Source organism: Actinomadura litoris (assembly GCF_009733595.1).
GTDB lineage: Bacteria > Actinomycetota > Actinomycetes > Streptosporangiales > Streptosporangiaceae > Spirillospora > Spirillospora litoris.
In genome coordinates this window covers 877393-888714 of sequence record NZ_WOFH01000001.1, presented here as the reverse complement: position 1 = coordinate 888714, position 11322 = coordinate 877393, and the positions used below count along the sequence as shown (strand labels likewise).

Sequence of the window (11322 nt, the reverse complement as noted above, 5' to 3'; positions counted from 1 at the left end):
GCATGGGCGGGGACGGCTCCGGGCGGCTCCGGGTGCTGCACGTCAGCCAGCCGAACGCGGGCGGGGTGGCCGTCTACATCGGCCAGGTGGTCCGCGACCAGCGGCGGCGCGGCTGGGACGTCGCCGTGGCCTGCCCGGTCGGCGGCGACCTGTCGAGGCGCTGCGCCGCCGCCGGCGTGCCCTGGTTCGGCTGGGACGCGCGCCGCGCGCCCGGACCCGCGACGCTGCTGGAGGTCCTGCGGCTGCGGCGGCTCGTCCGGGGGTTCGCGCCGGACGTCGTCCACCTGCACTCCTCGAAGGCGGGCCTCGCGGGACGGCTCGCGCCGCGGGTGCCGACGATCTTCCAGCCGCACGGCTGGTCGTGGCTCGCCGCCACCGGGCGGCAGGCGTCGTTCAGTGAGCTGTGGGAGCGGCGCGCGGCGGGCCGCACCGGCGCGCTCGTCTGCGTCGGCGAGGGCGAGCTGCGCGAGGGCATGCGCGCGGGGGTGCGCGGCCCGTACCGGCTGGTCCGCAACGGGGTGGACCGGCGGCGGTTCCGGCCCGCCGACGGCGCGGCGCGGCTCGTCGCGCGGGCCCGGCTCGGGCTGCCGGCGAGCGCGCCGCTGGTCCTGTGCGTCGGCCGCCTGACCCGGCAGAAGGGTCAGGACGTGCTGGTCGCGGCATGGCCCGACGTGCTCGCGCGCTGCCCGTCCGCGCGGCTCGTCCTGGTGGGGGACGGCGAGGACCGCGACCGGCTGCGCGGGAGCGCCCCGGCGGGGGTGCTGTTCGTCCCGGCGGTCGCCGACCCCCGGGACTGGCTGCGCGCCGCGTCCCTCGTCGCGCTGCCGTCCCGCTGGGAGGGGCTGCCGCTGACGGCGCTGGAGGCGATCGCGATGGGCCGCTGCCTCGTCGGGACGGACATTCCGGGCATCCGCGAGGTCGTCCGCCCCGGCTGCGGAGCGCTCGTCCCGCCGGAGGACCCCGGCGCGCTCGCCGCCGCGATCGTGCCCCGGCTGCTGTGCCCCGGCATCGCCGAGGAGGAGGGGCACGCGGGGGCCGCGGCGTCGGCGGCCTTCGACCTCACCGGGACGCTGTCGATGCTCGCCGCCGTCACCCGGGACGTCGCCGCGGGTCAGCCCCGGGCCGGAAGCGGGCCGGGCGCCGTCGGGGGCGGCACCGTGAACGGCGGCGTCACCGCCGGATTCGGCGCGCTCGACGGGGTTGCCGGATTTGCCGGGTTCGGCGGTCTCGGGGAGGGCACGTCCGCCGAGGGCGCGTCCGCCGACGGCGCCGGCGAGGGGGCGGTCGTGCCGCCGAACAGCTCCCGGTAGGCGGCGGACGAGCGCGGGTTCTGCCCGCAGAGCCAGACGCCGTGCGGGCAGTAGTCGGTGATCGTCTGGTAGACGACGTCGTGCCCGGCGATCCAGTCGTGCATTCCGCGGATGAATTCGGGGTTGTCGGAGTTGCGGAACAGGCCCCATTCTGGGAAGGAGATGGGTTTACGGTGGGCGGCGGCGAAATCCGCCTGCGCCTGCAACCCGTAGGGTTCGTTGACGTAATCCTGGAAAGTCTTTCCCTCGGGTTGGTCGTAGCTGTCGGATCCGATGATGTCGACCACATCGTCGCCCGGGTAGCAGTACGTCCAGGGGATCGTGTCCCGCCCGCGTGTCGGCGCGAAATCGAAACGGAACGCCGCGCCCGCGACACCCCGCATGGACGCGACGATGCGCCGCCAGTAGCCTTTCCAGGCCGCCGGATCGGGCGAGCAGCGGCCCCCGTAGGCCTCGCCGTTCATTTCCCAGCCGAGCACGATGACGGTGTCGGCGGCGCCCAGCGAGACGAGGCGCCGCGCGAGGATCCGGTAGTGCGCGTCGAACATGCCGAAGGCCCCGGCGCGCAGCAGCGCGGGCAGCGCGGGCGAGGGCAGCCGGGCCTCGTTCGGCGCCATCATCGGCACGTTGAGCACCAGTGACCTGCGCGGATCCGCCCGCCGCCAGCGCGCCCACGGCCGCAGGATCTCCTCGGGGCCCTCCACGCCGTGCCAGCCGTCCCCCGGCAGGTAGGTGTGCCCGACGGTCACCGGCGCGCCGAGCCATTCCTGGAACCTCGCGACTTTCTCCACCCCCTCGGGGCCGGAGCCGAGAAAGGCGCCCAACGGCACATATTTCGACTGCCGCAGCGCCGCGCGGGGCTCGATACAGGTGACCAGACTGGACGCGGTGAGCGCGACCAGGACCGCGGACACGGCCATAACGGGAGGGAGCGGGTAGAAGGGAACCCGCCTTTGCCGGCGGCGCCGGAATGGCCGCCCCGCTGGATGGATATCCGCAGCTCGCATGCGTATCGTATGCCCTCTGGCGTTAACCGTGAACGAATCGGCCGAGGGGCCGACGGGAGAATTTACCTTACGACGAGGAAGGCTACTGTGCGCCACAACCCGCGGGCGTCCCTCGACACGCGCCCCCCGGAATCACCGTGTCTTGACCCGGGGCTTCCCGTCCTGCTGCTGCGCACGAATCACAATTTCTTCCACCACGGCACGCTCGGGGCGATCCGCTCGCTCGGCCGCGCCGGCGTCCCGGTGCACGCGATTCTGGAGGGGCGGGCCAATCCCGTGTCCCGGTCCCGGTACCTGCGCGAGGGGCACCCGTGGGCGCCCCCGGTCGACCGCCCGTCCGCGCTGCTCAGCCACCTGCGGGTGATAAGCGAGCGGGTCGGCGGGGCGGCGCTGCTGCTGCCCCTGGACGACGCGGGCGCGATCTTCGTCGCCGAGCACGCCGACGCGCTCGCCCCCGCGTTCGTCCTCCCCCGCCAGGACCCGGACGTCCCCCGCCTCGTCGCCGACAAGGCGCGCCTCATCGAGTCCTGCGCCGGGTACGGGCTCGCGTGCCCCGACAGCCGCACGCCCGGCACGTCCGCCGAGGTCGACGCCGCCGCCCGCGCGTTCGGCCTGCCGCTCGTCGCCAAGTGGGCCCGGCCGTGGCGGCTCGGCCCCGGGCTGCGCAGCACGACGCTCGTCCACACCCGCGAGGACGCGCACCGGCTGCTCGCCGCCTCCCACGACGCGGGCCCGCTGATCCTCCAGCGGCACATCCCGCCCGGCGGTGGCGACTGGTTCTTCCACGGATACTTCGACGGCGCGCTCGACTGCCTCTTCGGCGGGACGGGCCGCAAGCACCTCGCGCACCCGCCGCACGCCGGGCACACCGTCTCGGGCGAGTGGGTCGACAACCCCGAACTCACCGAACTCGCGATCAGGGCCGTCCGGCTGCTCGGCTGCCGCGGCCTCGTCGACCTGGACTTCCGCCGCGACCCCCGCACCGGCGCCTACCACCTGCTCGACTTCAACCCGCGGATCGGCGCCCAGTTCCGGCTGTTCGCCGACCGGCAGGGCCTCGACCTCGCGCGCGTCCTGCACCTGCACCAGTCGGGACGCCGCGTCCCGCGCCCCCGGCCCGCCTACGGCCGCCGCCTCCTGGTGGAGAACCACTACCTCCGCCAGGCGCTCGGCCGCCCCCTGCGCCGCGACGCGCCGCCCCGGGGCGCGCTGCGCCGCGCCGACGAACTGGCCTGGTACGCCGGGGACGACCTGCCGCCCTTCTTCGCTATGGGCCGCCGGACCGTCCTCACGGCCGCCCGCCGCGGCCTCGGCAAACGCGGATCGGGCCGTCCGCATGACACGCACGACACACACACGGGGGAACGAGAATGAACGAGTCGGCCAGCGACGTCGTCATCGTCGGCGCCGGACCCTACGGCCTCTCCGCGGCCGCGCACCTGCGGAACGTCGGGCTGGAGGTCAGGGTCATCGGCACGCCGATGCGCTTCTGGGAGGAGAACATGCCGGAGGGCATGTTCCTGAAGTCCGAGCCCTTCGCCTCCAGCCTGGGCGCGCCGCAGGCGGGCATGGCCTTCACCGACCGCCACCCGGGATGGCGGACGGGCCAGCCGATACCCCTCGACACGTTCATCGCCTACGGCCGCTGGTTCGCGGCCGAGACCGTCCCCGACATCGAGACCGCCGAGGTCGTGAGCGTCGAGCGCGGGGGCCCGGCCGGATACGTCGTCACCCTGTCCACGGGCGAGACGGCCGTGACGCGCGCCGTCGTCCTCGCCGTCGGCGTGGGGCCGTTCGCTCATATTCCGGATGAACTGTCCGGAATGCCGTCCTGGCTGCTCTCGCACAGCACCGCCCACCGCGACCTGACCCTGTTCGCGGGCAAGGACGTCGCGGTCGTCGGCGCGGGGCAGTCCGCGCTGGAGACGGCGGTCCTGCTGGCCGACGCGGGCGCCCGCCCGCACGTCGTCGCCCGGCGCGGGGCGCTCGACTGGAACACCGTCCCGCGGGAGCCCCGCCCGCTCCGCGCGAGGATCGCCGGCGGTCCCCGCTCGGGCCTCGGCACCGGCTACCGGACGTGGCTGTGGGCGGAGCGGCCCGGCCTCGTCCGCCACCTGCCCTACCGCAGGCGGCAGCGGATCGTCCGCGAGACCCTGCCCCCAGCGGGCGCGTGGTGGCTGCGCGACCGCCTGGACGAGCGCGTCCAGGTCACGACCGGCCGGCAGTTGGTGAAGGCGGTCGAGCAGGACGACGGCATCGCGCTGACCACCGTCGACCGCACCGGCGACCGCCTGGTCATCGAGGCCGACCACATCATCGCCGCGACGGGCTTCGTCCCGAACGTCCAGCGGCTGACGATGCTCTCGCCCGAGATCCGCGTCCGCGTCGACACCCGCCTCGGCGCCCCGGTGCTGACCCGCGACTTCGAGTCCTCGCTGCCCGGCCTGTACTTCGCGGGCCTGGCCGCCGCCGCGACCTTCGGGCCCGTCATGCGCTTCGTCCACGGCTCGGACTTCGCGGGCCGCCGCATCGCCCACCACATCATCCGCCGGACCCCGCGCCTGCGCCCCGCGCCCCGCACCCTGGAGCCCGAGGGCAACCCGTGACCCGCCAGAACGGGCGCCCGTGCGCGTACTTCCGTTCGCGGGCCCATCCGGGCACCGGCCGTCCGCACCACCGCGGGTTCGTGGACAACGCCTTCGGTGACGGTGAACCGCGCCTGGAGTGCCCCCTGCCCCGACCACCAGAACGGCGGTGACGCGGGGGACGGTTGCGTGAACTCGTGTTCTGGGTTGGTTGCGTCGCGTGGGGGTAAGGAACGCTGTATTGGGCGGCTGGCCTGTTATGGACAGCCCATCTGATTTGCTCGTTTCGAGCCTCGGATATCGAGAGGATCGGCAGGGCTGAGGGGGATTCCGACCGCATTGGCGGGAGATCGTCGTGAACTCCTTTGCGATTCGTGCCCGGGCGGACTTTCAAGGTCGTTAACGTTTTCGCGTGTGACGTTGATGGTTCATCGCTGATTAACCAGGGCGTGGTGAATTCTCCGCTTCAGTCCCACCGAGGAGCGGAGGGCGCGTGCGCGTCTACCTCGTCCTGGCCACTCGCGAAGCCCGCGAGAGGATTCCCGCGCCGGCGTTCCGGGCGGCCCGCCGCGCCATCCATGAGGCGTTCCCGGTTCCCTCAGACGTCGTCAAGGCCGTCGAGTGGACGGCGCCCGGCGGCCGGGTCGCGCTGCTGGGCTGGACGAACGAGCCGGAGCACGAGCTGCTCCCCGAGACCGTGATCAGCGGCGCGGCGTGGCGGCTCGGGTACTGCGGCTACCTGGCCGAGCCCAAGCGGGACGTGGACCTCCTGCTCGCCAGGGACGACCTCGCCGCGACCGCCGCGGAACTGGGCGGCGTCTTCTCGATCTTCCGGGCCGGGACGGAGGGGGCCGAGGCCGCGACCGCCATGGCCCGGGTCTGCCCCGTCTACCACGCCGAGGCGCGGGGGCTCCGCGTCATCGGAAGCCGCGCCCTGCTGGTGCACCTCGTGGCCCAGGCCGCGCGGACCGATCGGGAGGACCCCGAGGTCGATATCGATGTGGAGGCGCTGCACCCCCTCGTCCGCCACGGCTTCCACGCCAACGACGACACGCCTTTCCGCGGGGTGCACGCGCTCCCGGCGGGTTCGCTGATACGGGCGGTACCGGGTGAGCCGACCGTCGTCCGGCGGCAGCCCTCGGCGCCGGCGCGGGAGACTCCGCGCGATGACAGGGGGCGGCGCGAACTCGTCCGCCCGCTCGCCGAAGCGCTGGTCGCCTCGGCCGCTCCCTTGGCCCGCCACCAGGACCCGGTGAGGCTCGCCCTCTCGGGAGGGCGCGACAGCAGGCTGATGGCGGCCGTACTGAGATCGGCCGGTGTCGCCTTCACCGCGACGACGCACGGGTTCGCGGACGACCCGGACGTCGTCCTCGGCACGCGCGTCGCTCAGGCGCTCCAGATCGAGCACGAGGTGGAGCTGACCGTCCCCCAGGAGCGCAAGGATTTCGTCGATGTCCAGCACCCGTTCTCCCGGACCCACGACATCATCCGCATGTGCGAGGGCATGAACTCGGCGTATGAGAGCGTGAACAGATATCGGCCGTACGACCTGGCTCCGCGCACATCGGGCTCGGGCGGCGAGACACTGCGCGGCGGTTTCCTTTACGACCAGGACGACATCTCGGCCGAGGGCCTTCAGAAACGGGTCCGGCTCATCTTCCACGCGGCCGAGCGGTTCATGACGTCCGCCGCCAACGAGCGGGCCGCCGCCGAGCACCGGCCGTGGGCCGAGCGGGCCAGGAGCGACGGATTCGACGTCCTCGACAAGCTCTACCTGCACTACCGCACCGGCCGGTGGATCGTCGGCTCGCACACCGCGACGCTCATGAACACGCCCTATTACCACCCCTTCTTCGACAACCGGGTCGTCCGCGAGGCGCTCGCCCTGTCGGCGGAATGGCGGCGCAGCGAATACCCCTTCTACCTGCTCCTCCAGGAACTCGCCCCGCCCCTGGCGGCGATCCCGCCCGAAGGCAAGCGCTGGCGCTTCGACCGGGGCCGGGGCCCGCTGTTCTCCGGCAGGCGCGCCTGGCGGGCCCGCGCCCCCTTGACCGCCAACGGCGGGACCTCCGGCTTCAACTGGCGGGTCTCCTTCGACCAGAATTTCCGCGACCTGCTCCAGGAACAGATCCTGGACGGCCCGGAGGCCCTGTTCGACATCGTCGACCGCGACGCCTACACCACCCTGCTCCGCGATTCCCCGGGCCGGTGGACCAAGCAGATCTGGCACGTCTACACCCTGAGCGTGCTGCTCTCCCAGGAATGGCGCCGACCCCCGCCCGCCCTCTCCCCGGTAAGAATCCCGATCCCGGGCTGAACGCGACCCCCGCCGTTGGTGGGGGTGTTGGCGCGACCTTAGTCACTGGTGGTGGGAGGGGCGGCGCAGGAGGCTGGGGTGAGGACTTCGGCGCGAGTACCACGACGACGCCGTCCGCGCTTTCTTCCTGGAAACCCTCTTCCCTGGAACCCTCCGACCTGAGGAGAACCACTGATGCGAGCCCCGACCCTCGCGGCCGCGCTCTCGCTGGCACTCATCACCGCCCCCGCACTGACCGCGCCCGCGGCGACGGCCGCGCCCGCGTCGCCCGCCGCGTCCGTGACGGGTCTCTGGCGGACGGACGGCTACGGCATGGTGCTGTCGGTCCAACCGTCCAAGGCGACGCTCTTCCAGACGACCGCCATCAGTTGCCTGCCCGTTGACGAGGCGACCCGTGTCGGGACGCCGCGTCCCGGGGCCGCCGCCGTCTACCGGCTGAGCGACGGCAACACGATCACGCTCCGGCCGGGTGGACGGCCGGACGTCGCGAAGCTCCACTCCGTCGGGTCCACCGGGGACCTCGGCCTGATCAGGCTCGCCAAGGCTCCGGCCACCTGCGGCGCACCGCAGCCGTCCGGGCCGGTGGGGACGTTCGACGTCTTCTGGCAGACCTTCGCCGAGAACTACCCCTTCTTCCGGCAGCGGCACGTCGACTGGGCCGCCCAGCGGAGGCGGTACCGGCCGATGGTGAACGCGCGCACCACCGACGAGCGGCTCTTCGAGATCCTGCGGGACATGATCGAGCCGTTGGGGGACGCGCACACCGGTGTCTTCGCGGGCGAACGGAATTTCACCGGCCTGCGACCGGGCACCCAGCCGACGACCCGCAAGCTGGGTGCCCGCGTCAAGGAGCTGATCGACCGCCGCGACCTGCGCGGCAAGGGGAAGGACTACGCGGCGGGCCAGCTCACGTTCGCCGAGCTGCCTGGCGGGGTCGGCTACCTGCGGGTCGCCGGGTTCTTCGGGTACGAGACCGGGAGCGACTTCGACTACGCCGCCGACCGGGCCCGGCTCGCCCAGGCCCTCGACGCGATCATCACCCCGGAGCGCCGGATGCGCGGCCTGATCATCGACGTCCGGTACAACCCCGGCGGCTACGACGCGCTGGGCCTGCAACTGGCCGCCCGGCTCACCGACCGGCCGTTCCTCGCCTACCGCAAGCGGGCCCGCAACGACCCGGGCGACGCCACCCGGTTCACCCGTCCGCAGCCGATCACGGTCAGGCCCGCCGCCGCGCCCCGCTACACCGGGCCGATCGCCCTGCTCACCTCGGACACCACCAACAGCGCGGGGGAGACCTTCACCCAGGCCCTGATGGCGCGGCCCGGACGGGTGGTCCGGATCGGGCAGAACACCCAGGGCGTCTTCTCCGACATCATGGAATGCCCGCTGCCCAACGACTGGAGCCTCTGGGTGCCCAACGAGGAGTTCCTCACCCGGGACGGGAGGACCTTCGACGGGGCCGGGGTGCCGCCGCACATCCGCACGCCCGTCTTCACCCCGGCCGAGTTCGCGGCCGACCGCGACTCCGCGTTCGACCGGGCCCTCGCCGTCCTCGGCCGCCGGCCATGACCGCCGCCGGCCTCGGCGGGCCGCCGCGGCACCGCGCGGCGACCGCCGAGGCCGGCCGACGAACGTCCCGCGCGTCCACCGGGCCGGACGGGGCGACCGGGACGGCTAACCCGCGCGGCTCGCGTCCTGCCATGGGAACGGGGCGAGATCGGGTGCGACCCAGCCGTTCCTGGCCGGTGGCGAGGCCAGGGTCGCCGGACGGTAGAAGCGGGTGAGAAGGCGCTTGTCGAGCAGGGCGGGATGGCGGCCGACGAACACGCCGAAGTCCTCTTCGCCGCGTTCGGCCGCGTGGTGACCGACCAGCTCGACCCAGGCCCGGCTCATGGTCGCGTGGTACTTCTGGGGCACGTTCGCGTAGCGCGCGGTGCGCTGGATGCCGCCGCCGACAAGGCCGACCGCCGCGACCGTCCCGACCCGCCGCACGGCCAACCAGGTCAGATGGACGTGCTCGCGATGGCCGAACCGCTCGGCGCCCGCCATCACCTCGGCCATCAACGCGTCGAAGTCGGCGGGGGCGGTGCTCATGAGGAGACCTCCGTCAGCGCTCGCAGGGCGGCGCGCAGGTGGACGAGCGCCTCGTCCGGCAGGCCGTCGAGCGCGCGGTGCTCCACGTCGGCGACCGCGTCCCGGATCGTGGCGGCGGCCGCCCGTCCGGACGGCGTGAGTTCGATGAGCACCGCCCGGCGGTCTCCGGGACGGGTGCCCCGGGTGATGTGACCGCGCCGCTCCAGCCGGTCGAGCACGCTGGTCAGCGTCGTGGGACGGCTGCCCACGGCCGCGCCGAGTTCGGACACGGTCCGGCCGCGCCCGTCGGCGAGGTTCGCCAGGGCGTTGATCTCGGAGCCGGTCAGGTCCAGATCGACCAGCTCGGCGGACAGTACCTGGAGGGTGGCGTGGGTGGCCCGCTGCAACGCGAGCAGCGGCGACCACCCGGAAGCCACGATGTCGGATTTCACGATTTCGGACTATACGCTTTCGTGCTAATCCTTCACAACCGCGGGATCAGCAGCCCTTGAACAGGGCCCTGTCGTGAGCGGTGTCCCTGACGGCCGGACGGTCCTTCTGGATCGACAGCATGACCTGGCCCGGGGCCCAGGGATCGGCGTTGGTGACGTACCAGTTGCCGGGCAGCTTGTCGCGGCCCTCGGTGTAGCCCTCGGTGCCGGTCTCCCAGTGGAACATCGTGGCGGTCACCTCGCGCTGCCTGAGGCGCCGGTCCGCCTGCTCGACCGTGAGGCCCCTGACGTCGAGGCAGTGCAGGACCTCGCCCGGCGCGAAGGCGCTGTTGGTGCTGTCGTACCGCTCGCCGGGGCGGGCCTCGCGGCCGAACGAGATACCCGCGGTGTTGCGGTAGCCGGTCGGGATGCGCAGGCCGCGGACGCACTTCCCGTCGCCGCCGCCCCCGGTCACGCAGCGTCCCTCCTCGATCGGCACGATCTGCCGCTTGTCCGGGCCCCCGTCGTCCTGCATGACGATCGTGCCGGCCAAGCTCGGCGAGGCCGGAACCATGATCAGGTCGATCCGCATGCCGTGGGCGGCGAACTCCTTCCGGTAGCGCTGCGGATCGGCGAGCGGGTCCTTGATCCGGACGTCGATGTAGCCCTTGCGCTCGGTGAAGCTCAGCGCCGCGACCGGCCGCGGATCGAACCCGCCGGGCCCGCCGCTCGTGGACGGCGCCGGAGCGTGCCCACCGGGCCGCACGACCAGCGCCGCCACGGCGACGGCGCAGGCGGCCCCCACGGCGACGGGCAGTCCGATCCTCCAGCGGCGGCGGTGCGGCCGCGGCGCGGGAGCCGCCTCGCCGGCCTCCGCGAACGTGATCCGTTCGAGCAGTTCCCGCCGGGTCTCATCGCGCACCGGGCGCAGGGCCTCGGCGTCCGAGAGCGGCGCCGCGTGGCGGATCAGGGAGTCGAGGTCGCTGGTCATGCGGACCCTACCTTTCTGGACGGTACGGGGGTTTCCGGTGCGGGGCGCTCGGGCTTGGCGGCGGGCGCGCGGGCGATCCCCCGGCGCTCCAGCTCGCGGGCGAACCGGCGGCGGGCCCGGTGCAGCCGGATCCGGACCGCGTTGCGGCTCACCCCGAGCACGGAGGCGATCTGGCCGTTGTCGAGCCCCTCCCAGGAGGCCAGGCCGAGCAGGTCCCGGTCGGCGTCCGGCAGCGCGCGGAAGGCCGCGCCGATCTCGGGACGGTCCGGCTCCGGGGCCGGTGCGGCCGCCAGGTCGGCGGCGAGGCGCCGGCCGATCCGCGCCGTCAGGTCGCGGCGCCGCCGCTGGCCCCGGTGCAGGTTCGCCAGCGTCCGGCGCGCGACGCCGTACAGGTAGAAGCGCGCCTCCTCGCCCGGCGGGACGTCGTCGAGGCGGCGCCAGGCGACCAGGAAGGTCTCGGATATCACGTCGGCGGCGTCGTCGGGGTCGCCCGTACGGCGCCGCACGTAGCCCGTGACGTGTCCGAGGTGCGCCGCGTACAGCTCCTCGAACCGGGCCGAGCGTTCGTGTCCCAAGCCATCTCCTCTCGGCGGGCGCCCGAGGGT

The 11322-nt window shown here is 73.5% G+C and carries 9 protein-coding genes and 1 pseudogene; 5 read left to right on the top strand and 5 right to left on the bottom strand.

Annotation, left to right across the window (positions count from 1 at the left end; genetic code table 11):
- The first annotated feature begins 2 nt into the window (after nt 1-2).
- Nucleotides 3-1310, top strand: a complete 1308-nt coding sequence (locus GNZ18_RS03880; protein WP_156214628.1) for a glycosyltransferase — start codon at nt 3-5, stop codon at nt 1308-1310.
- A gap of 263 nt (nt 1311-1573) precedes the next feature.
- Here GNZ18_RS03880 and GNZ18_RS43995 read toward each other — a convergent pair.
- A pseudogene (locus tag GNZ18_RS43995) lies at nt 1574-1774 on the bottom strand (glycosyl hydrolase); the annotation flags it as partial.
- 630 nt (nt 1775-2404) lie between these two features.
- Here GNZ18_RS43995 and GNZ18_RS03870 point away from each other — a divergent pair.
- From GNZ18_RS03870 to GNZ18_RS03855, 4 genes are all read left to right on the top strand, one after another.
- Complete coding sequence (locus GNZ18_RS03870; RefSeq protein WP_156214626.1) at nt 2405-3691, top strand: carboxylate--amine ligase; 1287 nt, start codon at nt 2405-2407, stop codon at nt 3689-3691.
- Nucleotides 3688-4923, top strand: coding sequence for an FAD-dependent oxidoreductase (locus tag GNZ18_RS03865; RefSeq protein WP_156214625.1), 1236 nt, complete (start codon nt 3688-3690; stop codon nt 4921-4923). The genes GNZ18_RS03870 and GNZ18_RS03865 overlap by 4 nt, the downstream gene beginning before the upstream one ends.
- Before the next feature lie 472 nt (nt 4924-5395).
- Entirely contained in the window at nt 5396-7219 is a 1824-nt protein-coding gene (locus GNZ18_RS42985; protein ID WP_156214624.1) for an asparagine synthase-related protein, read from the top strand.
- A gap of 174 nt (nt 7220-7393) precedes the next feature.
- Nucleotides 7394-8791, top strand: coding sequence for a S41 family peptidase (locus tag GNZ18_RS03855; RefSeq protein ID WP_156214623.1), 1398 nt, complete (start codon nt 7394-7396; stop codon nt 8789-8791).
- A gap of 105 nt (nt 8792-8896) precedes the next feature.
- Here the strand turns inward: GNZ18_RS03855 and GNZ18_RS03850 are convergent, their stop codons facing one another.
- From GNZ18_RS03850 to GNZ18_RS03835, 4 genes are read right to left on the bottom strand one after another with little or no spacing between them, the layout of a single operon-like run.
- On the bottom strand, nt 8897-9316 hold the full coding sequence (locus GNZ18_RS03850; protein ID WP_156214622.1) for a hypothetical protein: 420 nt from the start codon (nt 9314-9316) through the stop codon (nt 8897-8899).
- Nucleotides 9313-9747 carry a MarR family winged helix-turn-helix transcriptional regulator gene (locus GNZ18_RS03845; RefSeq protein WP_312874282.1) on the bottom strand — a complete coding sequence of 145 codons (435 nt, stop codon included), beginning with the start codon at nt 9745-9747 and terminating at the stop codon, nt 9313-9315. The genes GNZ18_RS03850 and GNZ18_RS03845 overlap by 4 nt, the downstream gene beginning before the upstream one ends.
- A 46-nt stretch (nt 9748-9793) precedes the next feature.
- A complete protein-coding gene (locus tag GNZ18_RS03840) occupies nt 9794-10717 on the bottom strand; it encodes a hypothetical protein (protein ID WP_156214621.1) in 924 nt (307 codons plus the stop codon).
- Nucleotides 10714-11292 (bottom strand): RNA polymerase sigma factor, encoded by a 579-nt coding sequence (locus GNZ18_RS03835; protein WP_246249344.1) that lies wholly within the window; start codon nt 11290-11292, stop codon nt 10714-10716. The genes GNZ18_RS03840 and GNZ18_RS03835 overlap by 4 nt, the downstream gene beginning before the upstream one ends.
- Nucleotides 11293-11322 lie beyond the last annotated feature (30 nt).